17 protein-coding genes are annotated in these 19,798 nt (G+C 43.2%); 11 read left to right on the plus strand and 6 right to left on the minus strand.

Annotation, left to right across the window (positions count from 1 at the left end; genetic code table 11):
* Positions 1 to 363 precede the first annotated feature (363 nt).
* Together ACYVK4_RS21555 and ACYVK4_RS21560 are read right to left on the minus strand one after the other, a co-directional pair.
* Positions 364 to 759 carry a hypothetical protein gene (locus tag ACYVK4_RS21555; protein WP_461129632.1) on the minus strand — a complete coding sequence of 132 codons (396 nt, stop codon included), beginning with the start codon at positions 757 to 759 and terminating at the stop codon, positions 364 to 366.
* Between the two features lie 387 nt (positions 760 to 1,146).
* Complete coding sequence (locus ACYVK4_RS21560; RefSeq protein ID WP_461129633.1) at positions 1,147 to 2,355, minus strand: replication initiation protein; 1,209 nt, start codon at positions 2,353 to 2,355, stop codon at positions 1,147 to 1,149.
* Between the two features lie 1,055 nt (positions 2,356 to 3,410).
* Here ACYVK4_RS21560 and ACYVK4_RS21565 point away from each other — a divergent pair.
* The 11 genes from ACYVK4_RS21565 (at position 3,411) to ACYVK4_RS21615 (ending at position 16,274) form a co-directional block, all read left to right on the plus strand.
* Complete coding sequence (locus ACYVK4_RS21565) at positions 3,411 to 4,139, plus strand: hypothetical protein (protein ID WP_461129634.1); 729 nt, start codon at positions 3,411 to 3,413, stop codon at positions 4,137 to 4,139.
* A gap of 129 nt (positions 4,140 to 4,268) precedes the next feature.
* Complete coding sequence (locus ACYVK4_RS21570; RefSeq protein WP_461129635.1) at positions 4,269 to 6,341, plus strand: alpha-amylase family glycosyl hydrolase; 2,073 nt, start codon at positions 4,269 to 4,271, stop codon at positions 6,339 to 6,341.
* A gap of 344 nt (positions 6,342 to 6,685) precedes the next feature.
* Positions 6,686 to 8,818, plus strand: coding sequence for a TonB-dependent receptor plug domain-containing protein (locus ACYVK4_RS21575; RefSeq protein ID WP_461129636.1), 2,133 nt, complete (start codon positions 6,686 to 6,688; stop codon positions 8,816 to 8,818).
* Positions 8,819 to 8,959: 141 nt separating this feature from the next.
* Entirely contained in the window at positions 8,960 to 9,181 is a 222-nt protein-coding gene (locus tag ACYVK4_RS21580) for a hypothetical protein (protein ID WP_461129637.1), read from the plus strand.
* 11 nt (positions 9,182 to 9,192) lie between these two features.
* A complete protein-coding gene (locus tag ACYVK4_RS21585) occupies positions 9,193 to 9,990 on the plus strand; it encodes a hypothetical protein (protein WP_461129638.1) in 798 nt (265 codons plus the stop codon).
* Positions 9,991 to 10,012: 22 nt separating this feature from the next.
* Positions 10,013 to 10,420, plus strand: a complete 408-nt coding sequence (locus tag ACYVK4_RS21590; protein ID WP_461129639.1) for a hypothetical protein — start codon at positions 10,013 to 10,015, stop codon at positions 10,418 to 10,420.
* On the plus strand, positions 10,401 to 13,001 hold the full coding sequence (locus ACYVK4_RS21595; RefSeq protein WP_461129640.1) for a WD40/YVTN/BNR-like repeat-containing protein: 2,601 nt from the start codon (positions 10,401 to 10,403) through the stop codon (positions 12,999 to 13,001). The genes ACYVK4_RS21590 and ACYVK4_RS21595 overlap by 20 nt, the downstream gene beginning before the upstream one ends.
* Before the next feature lie 24 nt (positions 13,002 to 13,025).
* The gene (locus ACYVK4_RS21600; RefSeq protein ID WP_461129641.1) at positions 13,026 to 13,280 is read left to right on the plus strand and encodes a hypothetical protein; all 255 of its coding nucleotides are present in this window, start codon (positions 13,026 to 13,028) and stop codon (positions 13,278 to 13,280) included.
* Between the two features lie 17 nt (positions 13,281 to 13,297).
* Positions 13,298 to 13,555 (plus strand): hypothetical protein, encoded by a 258-nt coding sequence (locus ACYVK4_RS21605; protein WP_461129642.1) that lies wholly within the window; start codon positions 13,298 to 13,300, stop codon positions 13,553 to 13,555.
* A 450-nt stretch (positions 13,556 to 14,005) separates the two neighbouring features.
* Entirely contained in the window at positions 14,006 to 15,586 is a 1,581-nt protein-coding gene (locus ACYVK4_RS21610) for an AAA family ATPase (protein WP_461129643.1), read from the plus strand.
* Positions 15,587 to 15,737: 151 nt separating this feature from the next.
* Positions 15,738 to 16,274: an HNH endonuclease gene (locus tag ACYVK4_RS21615; RefSeq protein ID WP_461129644.1), complete on the plus strand. Its 537-nt coding sequence runs from the start codon at positions 15,738 to 15,740 to the stop codon at positions 16,272 to 16,274.
* A 42-nt stretch (positions 16,275 to 16,316) separates the two neighbouring features.
* Here ACYVK4_RS21615 and ACYVK4_RS21620 read toward each other — a convergent pair whose 3' ends face one another.
* The 4 genes from ACYVK4_RS21620 to ACYVK4_RS21635 all read right to left on the minus strand — a co-directional run bounded on the left by ACYVK4_RS21620 (position 16,317) and on the right by ACYVK4_RS21635 (position 19,784).
* Positions 16,317 to 17,249, minus strand: coding sequence for a DUF4928 family protein (locus ACYVK4_RS21620; protein WP_461129645.1), 933 nt, complete (start codon positions 17,247 to 17,249; stop codon positions 16,317 to 16,319).
* 3 nt (positions 17,250 to 17,252) lie between these two features.
* Complete coding sequence (locus ACYVK4_RS21625) at positions 17,253 to 18,476, minus strand: DNA cytosine methyltransferase (RefSeq protein ID WP_461129646.1); 1,224 nt, start codon at positions 18,474 to 18,476, stop codon at positions 17,253 to 17,255.
* A 61-nt stretch (positions 18,477 to 18,537) separates the two neighbouring features.
* Positions 18,538 to 18,762: a hypothetical protein gene (locus tag ACYVK4_RS21630; protein WP_461129647.1), complete on the minus strand. Its 225-nt coding sequence runs from the start codon at positions 18,760 to 18,762 to the stop codon at positions 18,538 to 18,540.
* A 65-nt stretch (positions 18,763 to 18,827) separates the two neighbouring features.
* Positions 18,828 to 19,784, minus strand: coding sequence for a hypothetical protein (locus tag ACYVK4_RS21635; protein WP_461129648.1), 957 nt, complete (start codon positions 19,782 to 19,784; stop codon positions 18,828 to 18,830).
* Positions 19,785 to 19,798: the final 14 nt, after the last annotated feature.

Below are 19,798 nucleotides of genomic sequence, written 5' to 3' on the forward strand. Positions count from 1 at the left end.
TTAATCGCCAATTCAGACGCTGAAAAATCGATGTAGAAAGCGGAGTTGTGCAACAGCCACGCCCGTTTAAAGAGATGGTTATAGTAGTTGGCCTGACAGAGTCATTCCGATTAAGCTTCAATCTCAAATTGTCATCTCATAAATCAAACTCAAAATCTCACATTTTAGCTGAGTTTGTGATACTAACTTTTCTCCCAAATGACTAATTATCTACCTTTCCGCAGAAGTAACTACCCAGCTCAGTAGAAACGCTAGGTCAATTACTCGTAAGAAACCATAGTACATTATCACACAACGACAACTTTAGATATAGTTACAACAATCGTTTCTCATAAAGAAACGATTGTTTACTTAACCATTCTATTATTGATCTTTAGTTTCAAGTTTGGGGATCAGCCCTTCCTGTTGTAAAGTAGCAAGCATGTCTAGGAAAATACGATTCAGTTTACGATCGGCAATACTTGAAACTCGTTTCGCTTTTTTAGATTCCATCTCATAAGTTGTATATGCCGTATTGTCTTCTGCGAAGAACCATTCTGGGTTCATCTTATAGTTCTTCGTATAATGGATAAAAAGCAGTAAAAATGAATTTAAGGAAATGTCACAATCTTTTTCAGACCGATATACTAAATTTTGGCTCATTCCAATTGTTTCTGCCATCTCAACTTGACTTAGACCAGATGCTTCACGAATTTGCTCAAATCTCATTGCGAAATTTGATTTCCATTTTATAACATCAGAATCTTTCTTTCTTTTCATAAAATTTAGCGAAAAGGCTTTTATAGTTACTAACTAGTTTAACGCTGTAGAATATACATCACCTTACACTATACAGCCAAATAGACCATTTGAACGGTTCGCCGTAGGGGGTGATTTGTTCAATGACCAAAAGGGGTATTGGATGGTAGTGATAAAGATGGGAAACAAAGTGGTTCGACCGCAGTCGTAGCATTATTAGCTTTGAGTACTAGCGTGGTACTCGGTTCACCGAAGCGGTTTGACTTGCTGTGTTTGGCTGCAATACTTACAGGTAGTCGCCTTATCATACCATCTGCAAGGGTGACCGGTTCAAGACAGTTAAGCTACTACCCACAATTTAACCCGCGTTATAGCTAATATGATATTCTTGTAGGCTAGTGAAATCAATCAATTCTTTCCTTTTTTAGTACCGCTTGAAGCCGGTAACTGAGCTGCACTTACTGGATAAAATACACTCTTACGCATATAGGCATCATGCTTATCACGAGCCACTTGGCCCGAGCTAATATAGCATTCGGCAATACAAAATCGGTTTAAGTATTCTGGCGTATTTAAGATTTGGTGCTTTTCATCGGCCGAAAACTGGTTATAATAATCCCGTAGACTGGCATGCGCAAAAATTTGCTTCTCTTCGAGTGTGTAATTAGCAATCATCTCCAAGGCTTCCTTCAACTTGTGCTTAGAAATCTCCTTTATTTCCTGACTAGCTTCAGAAGAATTAACCTCTTTAAAAGCAATTGTAAACTCTAACGAACTGACTTTTCGACCAACTCCTAATGTGACGTACGATACATCCAAATCTGTGAATTTGCTGATCTGCTCCATTGCAGGTTCTAAAATTCGAATGCGGATGTTGGAGAATTCTTCGTAAGACTTACTGGTAGCACCCATAATTTCTTTGAATGCCATCAATTCAATCACCCACTTGCCCCGCCAAGCATGCCGGGATAGATACGAATACAATAACTGTGCGTATTCACTGGTTAACTTCAAGGCTGCATATAGTTCAAACTGCGCAAAATTGTTGCCTAATTCTAAGAACCCTGGAATTAGCAGTGGATGGAGTTGCAGCATGATGACGCCTTTCCCTCGTATATACTGAGCGGTAGGGAATACGGTTAAATGCGTATAAACGCCTTCCTCGGTCTCCCAATCAACGGCGCGCTTACCTAACAATTTTATCATATCCTTAATATAGGTCACGCTCCATTTGACGTCATTAGCGATAATGTCTGACGAGTGAAAATAAAAGGTCAACGCACCATAGGGTTTAACTTGGTCAGGGTTTCGATATTGAATATTTCGAATCTGATTCAATACCAACCAGTAAAGTCGACGTTCCAGTACAGTTAGATGCATAAGCGCATGCAACAAACGCATGGGTTCTCGTACAATTGATTTGACAATCAGCTCATTGGTCTGAGCAGAATGCAACTCGAACGATTGACTTTTGGTGTTCGACTTTTTGACAGTCTCGCTATAAAAATCAATGGCTAACTGATTATTCTCTTGGGTAACTTGTTGATACCGTCCTTTCCGAGCCGCATTTCTGGAAGAGCGGGCGGGAAGATTGGAGGATTGAGTTGGCTTATCCATTCTTTACAAGCTTGAAAGCTTTCCTCTGCATTAAAAAAGAAGCTCTTTCCTACTGGTTATTAAGCAAATATACTAATTGAGTATAACATTACAACTACACTGGTAATGTAAGGATATAAGTTTAGATAAATGTCCCTGAGAGTAATGTAAATCATTTTACCATTGCAATATTATTTTATAGGGCCACATTTAATTATACCTATTCCTCACCTGTCAAGCAACATCACTGAAGCGCTAATTATAATTAGAATAATATTGTAAGAATTAGCTATTTGACGCCTAAAACCAATTTTATCGTATAAAGCTAGCTAAAAATAGTAGCGGATTTGTAAGGGTTGAGCTATATTCACTGTAGCGGATTTGTAAGGATCACTTTCATAATACCTTTAGTTTTGTCACAAATTAATTTGAAATTCATTTCAATAGTATCAAACAAAATAAAAATCAAATATTAACCATGTATAAATAGTCTAAGTGACGGGGGATACAAGGAATTTTATTACACAAAATTCATGAACGACAAACGTTTCTCAAACAGAGCAAATTTGTAAGGGTATAGACTGAAGGTTATGGTTATTTGATACGTAAATTATTGATTATAAGGCAAAGAGAGGCGAATGTTGGGTCTAAACTACCGTCCTGTTTAAAGAGGTAGTGGATTTGTAAGATTAGTAGTGGATTTGTAAGGATAAACAGCTAAAACAGAGCGGATTTGTAAGGATAATGGAGCGGATTTGTAAGGGTGTTAGCAGTGGATATGTAAGGTAAAGCAGTGGATTTGTAAGCCAGTGTAGCGGATATGTAAGGTGAAGTAGCGGATTTGTAAGAAACAAGGGAAGCAAAATGCTAGATGTCACGTGGTTATCTGCTTCTTATAATCTATCTTTTCTATTCGTAAGAAAAAAAAGAATATAAATTCTTATAAATAGTGAATTGTTAAGCTTCTGTGGAAAGGGTAAAGGGCAAAAAAACCAAGAATAAAATAAATCGGGTAAGTTATTGATAAGTATATATTACTTATTTACTTTTATAGTAAATAAATCCTTCGACAAATTATGGCTAGAAAACCTACTAAACGAGAGGACGAAGCCCCCCTGGCCGCCCTGCGCACCGTCCTCAAAACCCAGGCCGTTACCCTGTCGCCCGGTATCAACCAGATCTCCAATCCACCACCTGCCGATCCCCACCTGGAATACTACTTCATCCCCATGCAATTTATGAAACAATACCAAGCTTACCACCGCCCCGGTAAACCCCTGAAAAACTTAAAATTGGTCAATTATGACAAACCGGCCATTTCCCTTTCCTTCTTTTACAAGCACAAGTACTCCATTGAACGATCGGTTACCCAGGGCGATGTGGTACAGCACATCAAGAATTACCGCGATGACTTGCTAAACCGATCCCTGATGGAGCAACTCAGCCCCAGCCAACTGAAGGAACTGCGCCAGACCGATGAACTCCTGCGGACGGTACGGGAACATCCCGAGGCTTACCAGGCCTGCTTCTCCAACTACCACCACAAATACTATTACTGGTATTGTACCTATCGCTATTTTGATGATCTGGCTAGCCTGAAAACCACCACCTCCAGTGAACACCTGCTCAAACATACCGAGCGGGTCAAACATGAGGTGCACGAACGGCTCAATATTATTTTCATTGATCCCGAATACATTAACGAGTCGGTGCCCCATGATCACAAGTTGATCGACCGGGAGTTAAAAAACTATTCAATTCATCTTCGACAGGGAATTACAACACTGTATCTCCGACGACTATGAATATTTGTTATAACCTCTAAAAACTTGTAAATAAAAGGGTATTTCTCCCATTGCGCGATGAGTTGCGAGGATCTTTCTTTGTCAGCAACCCTTGAATCAAGACGATCGAGGTAACTTCCTGATTGAATCATGAACGCCAGCCTTTTGACTCGGAAAGAGGATCGATTTGTCCTTTGGCATGTAGCCAATTTTAAGCCCGCTCCTTGTTTGGTTATTGGACAACTCCATCCAGGCTCTCCAGTTGGCTTTGATAATGAGCAGCGCTTTGAGTTGACTAACCCAGCTGGAATTTCTGATTTGTGGGAAATATTAGCCGTGGACTGCCACCTCGTGGACGACCATGTTTATCATTATTGGTTTGAGGTAACTGATTCTAAACCCGGTAGACCAAACAATACGCGCATTTATATCACGGATCCTTTAGCCTATAGCGTCGATTGGCGTTTAGTTGGTCCAGCATTACCTGACAAGGTTTATACTGAAAATGATCGATACCCAGCTTCGGTAGTCAAGTTCACACAAGGAAAACTTGTGCCTTGTGATCCAGGTGGGGAGACAGGATTCCTGACTAAAAATACGTCGGCACTCACACTACCACCAAATAATCGTTTGGTCATCTATGAGATGCCCACAGCTTGGTCTCGAATTGGGCTGGGGGGCTTAAAGGATTCAGGAGTTGGTACATTTAAAGATGTTACCGCTTTGATTGACTCAAAGGTAGAGGGAGGCAATTTTGCCGATCTAGATGTCACTCAGGGTTCATATTTACCGGATCTGGGTATCAACGCCTTGGAATTACTTCCTCCTGCTGATAGCATCTATAACCGTGAATGGGGGTATGGGACTACTAACTTTTTGGCTCCTGACTTTGATCTTGGAAATCCAGAAGGCTATATCAATCCGGCTCCAAACCGGGATCTAGCGGCTCTTGTTCTGACGTGCCACGCCCATGGAATTCGTGTTATAACTGATGTTGTGATGGCTTTTTCTCAAAAGAATGCCTATTTAGCTGGGAATGCTGACGATTTTTTCATCTTGGATGCCAAACAAAGTATAATGATTGGTGATCCAGATGCACATACATCAAGATCATCCACTGATTTGCGGGATGGGTTTGGTAGTGACCTTTTTCGTTATGCTAAATTAATCACTGCCTACGACCCACTTGACGGATTAACTAAAATGTTATCCCCAGCCCGCCAATTGATGAAAACGAACCTCATCAGGTGGATGAACGACTTTCAAATTGATGGGATCCGAATGGATAGTATCGAAAATGTCACCAATTGGGACTTTGTTCAAGAATACAAAGACTTGGCTAGATCTCTTTGGCGTGAAAAGTTTAGCGCATTAGAATTAGCCAAAGCAGATGAGCGGTTTATCATTGTTGGTGAAGAACTTTCAGAACCTCTATCCTTATTAACTCAAAATCGATTAGATGGTCTTTGGCATGAAAACTTCAAGCGGTACATTCGGCATGCATTAGTAGGCAAACCGGCCCAAAACGAATCTAGCTTTGAATGGACGGTTCGAAAAGCAATTGACTGTCGTTTATTTGGCTATTCAGATGGAGCTCAAGCCATTATTTATTTAACGTCTCACGATGTTCAGGGTGTTGAAAATGAGCGACTCTTCAATTACCTGATGAATAATGGTGTAATTGACGGTGAACGTCGTATTAAATTAGGATTCGCCTGTCTATTAACATCAGTTGGCATTCCGATGATCTTAGCCGGCGACGAATTTGCCGATCAGCATGATCGCTTCGATCAAGCAGGAAACGTAACGAACGACGGGGGTAAACAGAATGATCCAGTAAATTATTCCAGGTTAGCGGATGATTGGAGGCTACGTATCAAAAACTACGTGTCCAGACTTATTAAATTTCGTATAGCCAGCGATGCTTTATCTATAAATGATACCGAATTCATTCATGTTGACTTTAATGACAATAAGCGAGTGCTGGTTTGGCTGCGAGGACAGCGAGGCACAAATAATATGGTCATCGTCATTGCCAACTTTTCGGACTTTTTTACAGCAAACCCAATGGATCCTAATTCGGAATACCAGATTTACAACTGGCCGTCTACTCCACCAGGCAAACATTGGGTTGAAATCACTCAAAACCGAATTGTTCCAGAAGATTGGATCGGTCGTGAACCCATTTTCCCATGGGAAGCTAAGGTATATACGATTATTTAAGGGACGTTTAAATGAACGCCAGTAGATTAACCCGTCCTAATTTTTGTTGACCGTTATCCGATCTTGAAAATAAGTTGACAGTAAAAAGAAAACTAGACTTTCATATGTGAAGTCACGGTCCGCCGTGCGGTTGAAATCTATTATGCTGAACGAGCCTTAGCCTTTAAATTAAAAGAATAATTAATGTTTCTCTATCGTAATAGCCGTTCAATCAAAAGTTTAGTGTGTAAAATATTTGTTAGGTTACTTTCACATAATGGAGTTGTTTAGTGCTTCGTCAATAAATTATTAGACTTTAATTATAAATACCACTGGCGTTACAGCTGTCGATTTGATATTAAATTATGAAGAAAATCATACTGCTTGGATCAAATATGGATAGCTACGCCCAGTTAATAACTATAAAAGATCAGGATGATTATCAGCCGCTAACTTTAGTTATTCTGTCGAGTGAAACTCACAACGTTTCAGCCTTAACAAATGCGAATGGGAGCATCGATATAGGCTCCTTTCAACGCGCCAGTCGGATTGATATCAGGCGGATTAACTACCCGCCCCAAACGGTTAGTTATGACCAACTGGCGAAATCAGGTAAGTCATTCTACGTCAAACAAGCGTATATTTCATTGGATCAGGTTGTCGTAACTGCAAATCGCTGGCGGCAGCCGGGTCGGGACGTTCCGGCGCGCATTACAACCATCAGTGAGAAAGAAGCCGTTTTTCAGAATCCGCCGACCGCTGCCGATTTGCGGGGTCAGTCGGGGGAGGTGTTCATTCAGAAAAGTCAGCAGGGTGGAGTCATGAGCTTTTATACGCTGACGCCCCAGTTTGCCCAAGAATCCAAACCAAGGGTATCGGGCTCGGCGGTGGTCCGGTACGCATCGGCTAACAGCGAGTTAACCGGACACGCGGCCGTTAGCGTGGGCTGGGAAAAATGGGCACTAGCCACCAGTGTCTCCCTTCATAACTTCGGGGATATGCAAATGGGTCGGCATGGGCCATACGAATGCCTACGCCCGGAATACGTTCTGCGGGTCAACGGCGAGGATAAGGTCATTCCTAATCTAAACCCATTGGTGCAGCGTTCAACTGTCTATTCGCAGCTTAACCTGACCCAGAAAGTTCGGTTCAAATCGGCCAAGCACTGGGATCTGAGCTATGGCTTTCATTATTCGGCTACGTCCGTTTATTCACGGTACGACCGGCTGCTACGTTACCGCCGGGGTCTGCCCCGCAGTGCAGAATGGAACTACGGGCCGCAGAATTGGATGATGAACAACCTGACCACAACGCATTCGGCATCGGGCGTGATTTATGAGCAGATGACGATTCGGCTGGCTCACCAGTTTTTTAAGGAAAGCCGGATCGACCGCGATCTCAACGATCCGATACGACGAACGACCCTGGAAAAGGTAAATGCCTTCTCGATCAACATTGATTTCAGTAGGCAGACCAATTCAAAACAAAAGTTCTCTTATGGACTCGAAGCGGTAGGCAACGATGTGGTTTCTACGGCCTTTAACGAAGATCTAGTCACAAACGCTACGTTGCTCGGCGCTCCCCGGTATCCCAAATCGACCTGGGCCTCCCACGCAGCTTATCTGACGTATCAGTTGAAAACGACGGATAAGGTAACCCTTCAGGGTGGTACCCGATACAACCAGTACGTACTCAATTCGCAGTTTGACATAAAATTTTACCCGTTTCTCTTTACGTCGGCAAGGCTCAACAATGGTTCCTTCACTGGTAGTCTGGGACTGGTTTATAATCCGTCGGATTCCTGGAATCTGAGCGCTAACTTGTCGACCGGCTTCCGTTCGCCCAACGTGGATGATGCCGGTAAAGTGTTTGAATCGACGCCCGGTTCGGTTGTTATCCTAAATCCGGCGTTGAAAGCCGAGTATGTTTACAACGCTGAAGTTAGCCTTGCCAAACTCGTTAACAATACGCTGAAAGTCGATCTGAAGGCCTATTATAACCTGCTGGACAATGCTTTAGTCCGACGAAGTTTTACCATGAACGGTCGGGCCAGTATTATCTATAACGGTGAATTGAGTCAGGTCCAGGCCGTTCAGAATGCGGCCAAAGCTACCGTTTATGGCCTACAGGCTGGGCTTGAAATCAATCTACCCGCCGGTTTTCGGCTGCCGTCGCAGCTTACGTACCAAAAAGGAGATGAAGAATTTGATGATGGCAGAACCAGCCCCCTTCGGCACGCGGCTCCCTGGTTTGGCATTACCCGATTTGGTTACTCGACCAAAGGGTTGCAAGTGGAATTATACGATATATACAACGGTGAAGTGACGAACCGTCAACTGGTCCAGGAAGAACAGGGTAAGCCGTATATGTATGCCGTCGATTCAGAAGGAAAACCCTATTCGCCAGGCTGGTATACACTCAACGCGAAAGCCCAGTACCAGCTTACAGACTATTTCGCCGTTAACGTCGGCCTGGAAAATTTCACCGATCAGGGATAGTGTCGCCAGGCCGGAATCTCATTGTGTCAGTACGCGGGAAATTTTGACGCGCTGACGGTTGGTTTTATTGCCTTGTTGAATGATGCAACGTTGCTCCGTTCTTACTTATTTATGTATTGTTACCTTAACTCTTAATCAAACATGTACACACTGATTCGTTCATTATCGCTCAAGAGCCTTTTGCTGGAACAATTGCCAGCTCTGTTATGCGCCCTGCTGGTAGCAGAATCGTTCTACAAATTCCACAGCTTTCTGCTCGAAGGCATCTGTTTTCTGGTCACCTGGTTCGTGTTCGACGCCCTGATTCAGTTTGTCCGGAAACAAGTTACTACGTCTGCTTCGCGTCGTTCAGATAATCCTTAACGGAACGTATCATGTCAGAACGTAGCGAAAACACGCCCCCTCGGCCGGGACTACCCGAGGCAGATACGGTGTTGACGGAAGAAAGTTTTATGCCGCCACAGGAGCTACTCGGCCCGCTGAACGAGGCTGCGGCTGAACAACCCCAAAAAGTCTACCGAATTCTGGTTACAAACCAGATGGATCCCTACGATAAGCCCGTGGCGGAAGCCGAACTGATAGCGCCCAGTCTCGAAGCGATGGCCAGCCAGGGGGATCAGTTTAAAGGCACAGCCCGAAAAGCCGCCAAAACGTCCGTTGCCGACGCCCCTGTGGAAGTGTTCACCGATCTCAAAGCCCTGATCGAGACGCTGCCCAGCAAACAGACCATGAAGAACCACAAACCTAAAATTACTGAAGGGGCAAAGTCTAACCGGGTAGAAAAAGAAAAACGGAACGTCAGGGTCAATGCCTTTCTGTACGCAGCCAGCCGGGAGAATGATAATGATTATCACCTGATTATCGGCCGGGCTCAAGACGCGCAGCCTTTCCAGTGTATGAACGTCGAGATTTCCGGATTACCACCGGCAGATAGCCGTTTTTTCAAGCCAATCAACACGGGTCGGGATGCCTTCAAAACGTTCTTTAAGAACAAATTACCCGGTACGTCGTACTCGTTCTATTCACCACCTTTTCCGGTAGTGGTTGAAGGGTCCTTATTTTTTGACATGAGCCACGCCACCGGCAGCCAGCCAGGTCCACAGGATCTGAGACCGTTCATTCCAACAGTCTGGGAAATTCATCCCATAACGAACATCGTCTTCGAACCCTGACTGGCCAATGGCCCGGTGTCTTATGAAAAAGAAGCCGAAAGACAGACCCGAACCCGCCGGTACGTCCAAAGCACCCACCGGAAGCCCGAAACGTAAACCACGGCTCGGTCTGCCCGATCCGTCGACTGTCGTTACCGAAGAGTCGTTTCTTTCGCCGAAGGGAAAGCCGTATCGAATTATTCGAACCAGTCAGAAAGACGCTTACGACAACGATGAAACGGAAGCTCCTTACCATAAACCTTTAACAAATGAAGACATGACAAAACGCAGAGCCGACGAACCGGACAACAAAGCTGCCGAACGTCTGAGAGAATTTAATGAAGCCCGTGGCATTTCGGACAATTATCCAGAAGAAAAACCTGAACCACCCGAGAAGAAAACCAGAAAACCAACAAAAACTAAAAAACGAGATGAAGGGACCACACGATGAATTAGTAGATCAGACAGAGCAGCCCGCCACTGCCGTTCGGACGGCGGCAACGCTGGTGAAACCCCCCGGTGGTAAAGTTTTGGAACGGCTCTTGCTCTTCGCCGAAGAACGCGGTTTACCAATTACCGAAGTGGTCGAAGCCGTAGCTGAAGCAAAACCGAAGCGAAACCGAAGCCGTTCTACTGAAGCCGTAGCTGAAGCAGCCGAAATCCCGGACGTAGTGTTTAATTACGCCCAGGCGCTGGTCGATGCTGCTGTAGCCCTGCAACCCGACCTTGGCCAGCCAGCGGAAGCAAGGGTTGTAGAGAGCCTGCGCGATCCTGAACTGGCCGGAATGGTCCAGCCCCTTTCTCCACCAACGGGTGTTGGGCCACAATGGCGTTTTCTGGGACCAAGCATGATGACCAACGGCCAAACGTATGGCGAAAGCCGGGTAAACGTTTCAGGTCGTGTTTCAGCCATTGCCGTTGATCCGTCCAATGCAAACCATATTCTGTGTGGAGCTGCGAGCGGGGGCGTTTGGGAAAGCTTCAACCGGGGTACGTCCTGGAGCCCCCGCACCGATTATGCGGCTACAATGACCGTGGGTGCGTTGGCGTTTGATCCGTCAACTCCTGCTACGGTTTACTGCGGCACGGGCGAGGGTAATTTTTACGCGGGTCTGGGAGCCGGTTTGCTACGTTCCACCAACGGCGGAAGCACCTGGACGATGCACGCAACAGCACCCTTCATTGGGCAGGGATTTTACGATTTGATTGTCGATCCGGCGAATGGCAATCATTTGCTGGCAGCCACAACCGGTGGCATTTACGAATCAGCTGATGGGGGCGCTGTCTGGACGTTGCGCCGGGGGGGGCGCTGCTGGGACTTAGCTATGCATCCCGCTGGTGGAGCCTCAGCAGAGGTGCTGGCCGCTTGTGAGGCCGGCATTTTTCGCTCGACCAACGGAGGCCAAACTTGGGCGAGTGTTACGTTACCCAGCGCGCCCGCTTCGTTCAATCGGCTGGCGGTGGCTATTTCACGCACAAATCCAGCGGTGGCCTACGCCTTCGGCGCATCAGGTGATACGATGTTTCTGTATCGGCGGTCAACCGCCGGAGGAGCCTGGACGCGAATCACCACTGGCCCGGCGGGGCTATCGACCGGGCAGGCGTGGTATGACTGGTTTCTGGATATTGCCCCTGATACAGACGCAGAAATTTATTTAGGTGCTATCGAAGCTTACCGGGGCAACCTGTCGGGCGGTACGTGGACCTGGGTGACTATTTCCAACAAAACAGGCGACGACATCCACCCCGATCAGCACGCCATTGCTTTCGATCCTACCAACGCCAACATCGTGTATATCGGCAATGATGGCGGGCTCTTTGTTTCGCCCAATCGGGGTACGAGCTGGACGGCGCTCAACAACGGACTCGGAACGACTGAAATTGAGTATATGGCCCAGGATCTCGGTTCGTCGAGGTGGATACTGGCGGGAACGCAGGATAACGGGTCCATCCGGTACACGGGCAATTCGGTCTGGGAACATATCGCCGATGGCGATGGCGGGGATTGTGCGGTTAATAACAACAACCCAAACATTGTTTACCATTCATTTTTTCGCATGGGCGCTGAGGTATCCACCGACAAGGGCAACACCTGGACCTGGCGACCTAATGCCAACCGTGACCCCGCTGTTTATGGGCAGTTGTTCTATCCACCCATGGAAGGACGCGGAAACACCATTGCGCAGGCTGGCGAAAGCGTTTTTATCTCCCGCAATAACCTAAGCACTGGGTGGACAAACGAAATAGCGCTTCCGGGCCGCCCGGTGGCCAGCGCCCTGTACCTCCCCACGCCGGACAATATCTACGTAGGGACGACTAACGGACGTATTTTCCGGCTCACCTGGTCGGGAACTGCTTGGAGTGCCGCCACCGAACTGATCTCTCCACGCGCCGGGGCTTCTATCAGCGACCTGCACATCAATCCCGCTAACCTGAACCGCATCTGGGCGACGTCGACCCGGCTGGGGGGCGACCGCGTGTTTCGGTCCGATGATGGTGGCAGCACATGGGTCAATTGCACGGTGGGTTTACCGAATCTGCCCATTACGGCCGTCGAAGTGCATCCCGGCAACGCAAACCGAGTTTGGGTTGCCGCCGATGTGGGTGTTTATCAGTCATTTAATGCAGGGGCCACGTGGACAGAATTCGCCAATGGACTGCCCAATGCACTAGCGGTGGATCTACTCTACCATACCCACGCACGGGTATTGCGAGTTGGTATGCGCAACCGGGGCGTGTGGGAGATCCCGGTTGACGGCTGGCTGACGGCTCCCATCTGTGGAGTGCAATTTACTGGCAGCCTAAACCCTAACCAAACGAAGCGTTGGTTTACCTTCAACTGGCCCGCTACTTGGCATGTCATCTGGACGGTGATGCCTACTTCGCCACTGCCCGGCGCACCACAGTTGAGCTGGAAGGTGCAGGTGGAACGGGCATCGGCTGAATATGTAACGTACTGGATCAGCGTGACCAACCTCACCGGCTCCACCGTCAGTTTTGAAGGCCGATATGCCATTCTGAGTTTTTATTAATTATACTCTTAACTCTTCACACACATGCGAGTAGGAACACATTTTACCGGCACATTAACTGCCAATCAAACGAAGCGTTGGTTTACCTTTAACTGGCCGGTTGGCTGGCACGTTACGTGGTATATGATGCCCACATCACCTCAGGTGGGTGCCCCTCAAATTGATTGGGACGTTCACGTTGAGCGGGCCAGCGCTACGCACTGCACGTACTGGATTACGGTTAAAAACCTGACTGCCACGCAGGTAACGTTTGAAGGTCGATACTGCGTTTTGAATTAACTAAATCCATAAAACTCATGCGGATTATCATCGAATTGGATACGAAAGACCAACCTAGCGTCAATGTGACACCCCAACCGGGGACCAGTTCTGCGTCGAATACGCTGGAAAATGCTACCGCCCCGAACACACCGGACATCGACGCGGGCCCTGCGCCGGGAACATTGGCGGAGATGACCGATTCTAACAGGATGAGGACAACGACGGGCGAAACAAATCAATTGGCTAACGACGCAACATCGGCAGGAAGCGCTCCCGACTTAACGAATGCTTAGAAGTTGTTTTAAATTTAGTGTAACTAGATACCCATCCCAAAGCGGTGGATATCTAGTTACACTTAGTAGCGACCATTGGTCGACACGAAGTAGAGGCGTTCAGATCTCACTAAGGCGGCTTTTGAGCCTACTGATTTTATAAACACACTCTTTGGAATAAAATTTTAGTTTCCTTATTTACATCCTGGTTAGTTCCATTCGTAATTGGAGGTTTTTCTGAACGGTGGTCAGGTAGGAGGGAAGGGTTGGAAACGGCCCTTTTTGCGTTCAATAAACCCGTTCAGTTTTAAAGTTCATAGTTTTTCGCTTGGCAATGGTTTTTCTGAACGCTTGTAAATGCCTTAGCCATGCGACCGTTGATCTGAAATTAGAACTACTTTTATAGAGGCTTTTACAAATTTGGGATAAAATGTCTTATTATTCGCTTAAGTTCAGGCTAGACCGAGATATATGTTCAAATTGCTAAGTTTAGAGTTTAGAGATCACCCTTACCTAGGAGATTTAAATGTGGTATTCACACCCATTGAGGAAAAGGAAGCAGTGAACTATACCACATTAATTATTGGTCCAAATGGTACTGGCAAGAGCCAAGTTTTACTAGCTATAATTCAAATATTTAATTGGTTGGCAGAACAAAGGCTTAAAGGTGATAAAACCACTTATCAGCGCAAAAAGTTAAAGTTTAAATATGGCTTTAAACTTCATTATTTCTGTCAACAACATGAATATACTATTGAGTATAAAATAAATTCAGGAATATCACTTTCTAGCAAGGTTGGTGCCAGTTTATGGGTTCGTTATGAGAATGATACATCTTATTTACCTCTTCCAACAGAATTATTAATCTCATCTTTTACTTTTAACGATAAATATCCATTATCAGATATTCGAACTTCGACGCGTAGAGAAATAGATGAAATTGACTTAGTCCCCTATGAACAAATCCATAAACCTTATCAGTATTTGGGATTAAAATCTACCACAAATAGTATATTTATAGGAAATCCACAACGAGCAACTATTGAATATTTAATTGAAGCAGTAAGAGCTAAAAAATCACTTTTTCGATTAGTTGATGTTTTAAAACGACTAGATATAGAACCTGAGATTAGGTTTATTTATAAACCATCCAGAAATTATTCCTTATTATTTAATAAAAATTCTCTAGAGAATGAAGCAGATAGTATATGGAAACTTATAGAAAGACTATCTCAGCAAGCTAATAAAAATAGCAATCGAATTGCTTCTACTAAATACGAAAAAACTCTACATAACGAAGAAGTAATAAATATTCTTGACAGATATTTATTTTCAAATAATTCTAGAATAAGTAATTATGATAAAAATGATGAATTGGCATTTTCTATTCGTTTCGACAATGAAAATACATATGCTAAATTCATTGAAGAAGCCGTTCCATTACAATATTTACAAAATTTAGAAATATTTACTTTTGATCGTTTTGAGTTAACAAAAAATAAAAAATTGTTTCCTTTCGAGAACGCTAGTTCTGGAGAGTATCACTTATTATTTATGTTCATCAATATATTATCATTCATTGAGCCAGATTCATTAGTACTAATTGATGAACCGGAAATAAGTTTACACCCCAATTGGCAACTGCAATTTATGAGTTTAATGAAAGCCGCTTTTATAGACTTTCCAACCACACAGTTTATTATTTGTTCTCACAGCCACTTTCTTGTTTCTGATCTACAGCCAGAGACATCTAACATCGTATCATTAAATTTTGACCGTACTACAAAGCGAATAACATCAAAGTCAATCGAGAAGAATACATTTGCTTGGTCAGCTGAGCAAATTTTATTGGATGTATTCGAAATGCCTACAACTCGCAATTTTTATTTGTCAATTAAAATTACTGAAATACTAGAATTAATGGCCATACCTGAGCCCGATCGTAATCTCATTGATCATAAATTAAATGAATTACGTGATTACGACTTTTCGAATCTAAATGATGCAGATCCATTTAAGAAGGTAATTAATAAATTGTTATCAATTGGGTAAGATGTCACAAGTTAGATACGATATTAAGATTAATCATCCATTTGTATTAACTGAATCTGATAAACAGTTGATCGAAAATAACAATCCTGAGTCATCCTCTGATTGGACGAAAAGTATTTTCAAAAGTCTGAAGAGCCGTATTAGACATCGTATGTCAATTAAACAGAATGATTTCTGTCCTTATTGTGGTACTAAAATTGAATATGATGGTTATGGAGAACCTCTCGAGCATATCATTGATAAAGGTAGACATCCCGAGTGGATGTTTGAACCTAAAAATTTAGTTTTATCTTGTTATGCTTGTAATACTCAAAAATCAACTAAAGATGTTATGATTTTTGGTTGTCACACTGGGAACGATTATCCTACTGATAGCTCTTGCATTAAAGTTATTCATCCCTATTTTGATACTTATTTAGATCACATTGAAATAGTCGATGATATCTTTATTAAAGCATTGAATAATGGTAAAGGTTGGTGCACAATTGATACTTTTGGATTATTACGACTTCAATTGCCTATGAAAAAAGCGCATGCATTAAGTATTGGTGATAATGTAGTGGCAAAAGCAACAGAAGCGCTTAGAAATCCGAATTTACCAACTTATCTAATTCAACATTTTGAAGAACTGATTTTAGATTTAGTTACTCGTTACAATGAAATGGCTGAGGATCAGAATGAGAATTAATAAGAAGAATTAGATAATATCCATCAACTCATATTTTGAGCACTAACGCCCTTGAGAAATTTCAATACGTAAACTTGGGTCATTCTCGTATCTGTCAACGATACGATTGTAATTTTCTATAAGACGCTCAAGCTGCGTAAAACGCGCATCCCGAGTAAATAAACTCCTCTCATGGATATTAGCAACAGTGAATTGAATAAAATCAATTATTTCAACACGCTCCGCAATACCTAGTTCATCAGCCAATTGAGTGGCCATATTAACCCCACTTTCAAGCGTAATAATGAGAGGCTTCCTATTAGCCTGCAAATTTTGCCTACATTTTTCGAGTAACGCTTCACTAGGACGGGTTGTTACATGGATAGACACATCGCCTATATCAAAGTCTCCAGTACGACCATGCTCCTGATCGTTTGTACTAATTGAGTTGTGAACGATTGGATTAGGATGCAGAACAATCTCCAGTTTAGCTCCAATCAAATGTTGCATCATAGCCCCTTGGTAGCGGCTACCTGACATTTGACGCTGTCTTTCGAGCGCTTGCTGGAGTAAATTTTGCAAAAGTGTTCTAATACTCTGAGCACTGTCAATACTTATCGAGAAGGGAGAGGCATCGAAATAGGCCCTAACTTTTTGCGCCCAGAATTCGCTAACATCATCCCAATTAATTGTAATTCCCCGATTGTGCAATGAATTTAGGAAGTCAAAATAAACTTCCATGTTATCTATACTACCCCGACTAGTCCGGCCGCCCTCGCTGGACAGAATCCGATCTATCCCGTATATTTTGAGTATTTTCTTAAGATTAGGACCACCCAATCCTTTCACCTGGCCACCACGAGCGGTAAAGAAATCTTTTGTTTCAAGTGGAAATGGTAAATCACGAACAGCTGCTGTTAATTGAATGGCTACGCTTAGTGGTCCTTTACCAGTAAAGGATGCTTCACTACAAAATCGCTCTAACTCGTCAAACATAGATTAAGCGACTAATAGGTTATTTTCATTCATAATCTCCACTGGAATTTGCACCGGTGGTACATCATTGACCTCGAGAATTGGTTCAAAAATATTGTGTGCTAAGTACCGTACTACCGGAACAACCACTCCATCGCCCGTTAAATGATAAGCATCATTATAGCGGGTTGGCAAAACATAATTGTCAGGCAAACCCATTAACCTCGCTCCCTCTCGTGGAGATAAAAGCCGTGATCGAATGTGATCACCGTCAACCAGGAGTATAACTTGCCTAGACGATCCGCCTGATGGAGTTCGCAGACAGCCAGAAACATCGTCAAAGCGAACTTCTGCCCGCTGCACTTTTTTCCCAAAAGCTTCTGGCCGCATACGCCTATACACACCACCAACCATTGGTCTACCTGCTTTTTGAGCCTGGTGTACCTTTTTCAAGTTAACTTCATTCATTAACTCCAGGACGCGGTTTGTTTCTGCCTGCGTGTGCCAAATAACTCCACTGGGGTTTTCTTCAATAATGTCAATGAAATTTTGTCCTCGTTGTGGAGGCTGTGGCATATTCCACCAAATCCAATTCATCCTTAACTCTACTGGCAAAGCAGCGTAAGCACCAGTCAAGGCTTTAGGATGCCACAGTGAGGTAGGATTGCTAACTGTAGTCACTTCAGGGATAATTAAATCTTGACGAACACCTATAACGAATAATCTTTTTCTGGACTGAGGCAAAAAAGACTGAGCATCCATTACAACAGCGCCCACTCGGTATCCTAACCCGACGAAGGCACTGATGATAGCGGTGAAGTCTTTCCCTTGGTGTGAGGTAATAGCGCCTGTTACATTTTCAAGTACAATCAGCCGAGGTGAATGCCCTTCCTCAACGAGTCCTTCAATCAACCTACAGAAATGCCAGAAGGTACCCGAACGTGTCATTGTTTCGGCCTCACGCTGTCCTAGTCCGTTTCCAGATCCCGCTAAGGAAAGATCTTGGCAGGGTGATGAAGCCCAAGCTAGGTCAACAGGTCTTGGGACTCCTTCTCTAAAATTGATTGGTAGTTGTTGAGTTGTAATGTTAGCGATATCATCTACAACAAGGTCAGCAGCCCCCCAATTGATATTATAAACAGCTCCCTTTACTTCGTCGAAATCATTAGCGAATAGGCATTGCCATTCCTCACCAAGTCCCGCTTTTGCCATGCCGCCACCAGCAAAGAACTCATAGAAAGTCGGCATACGTATTATATTATTAAGTCAGAGATAGTAATGCACTTATCAGAAAGGTACATCTTTCAAACTAAAATTCTTCATTAAAGTACTCTTCTCCATTAATTAAAGTACGCCTTATCTGGCCACGAAAGGGTATATCACAGACTAGATAGCTTAATTGATAAGCACTCTTCATACTTGAAGCGTCCACTTCAAACTCCTGTTCAGTATACTCGTAAAAGGCCCCACTTAATGGCTCTTTACCAGCCTCACGCACTACTTTTATAAGGTATGTCTTTAAAACTGGATTCATTATGTTGAAATACTGAATGTCTAGTTACCAATATTACAATAGAGTATCATTATATTCTTAAAACTTTAGAGCCTAAGTTTAAAATAGTGTACTACGCCATTTGATATAGAATAAGCTTTTGAATTATAAAGAAGTGGTTTGGCATAAGACAATTGTATATCTGCATTTTCGATTGCAGCTAAGCCAGCTCCAATCGTTGAAATTTTATTATTCATAGGCGCAACAACAGAATTATAATCACTATTATTTTGTACTAAAGCTAAAATATTCTTTTTTGTGACTACAGGATCAATTAATGAAAATTCAAATTTTTCTGCAAATGGGAACCGGTCCAGCAAAAGACAATGTCTTTCATAATTAATTTTATAATGATTACTTTGTATTGCATTACCAAGGGAGACAAATCCTAAGGAGACTTTGTTGAATTCATAATACTCTATCAATTTTTCTGTGCGCTCAGATTCAAATCCAAATAGAATTATGAGATGATTCTTTAATGTTGGATCTGTATATCCTGGATACCCTAAAATAGTTCTAATTTCTTTAATTCCCTTTGACAACCATTTATCATTGTCGATTACCGTATTATACGAATAATCTTTGGCACCCACATACCCAAAAATGACTTTATTGAAATTTGTTTTATTTAAGCAAATGATTTTTAGCAAAACTAATAGTGTCTCATGTGTAAACGTTGTTGTATCTACAAATAGATTTAGACCCTTATGCGAAAATATACTTAATAATGACTTATGTATCTTAATATAGTTCCCAATGGGATCATCACTGCTTAGATCTACAGATTTTACATTATTATGAAATAGTTGAGTTAATAAATTAGCGTTTGTTATAATTTTTTGCTCTTCATTAGAATTGAAAAAAATAAGTGTATGCTTAATTTCAAAATCTAAATGTCGAGGAATTTCAAAGCAGCGATCTTCAAAACTTGAAGATGAAATAAAAACATCTATGCTTTCTTTAGAGAAAACGCTAGAGATAGACTTAGCCTTAATTGTCGCCATGACATTAAAAGTCT

The organism is Spirosoma aerophilum, from assembly GCF_054782495.1.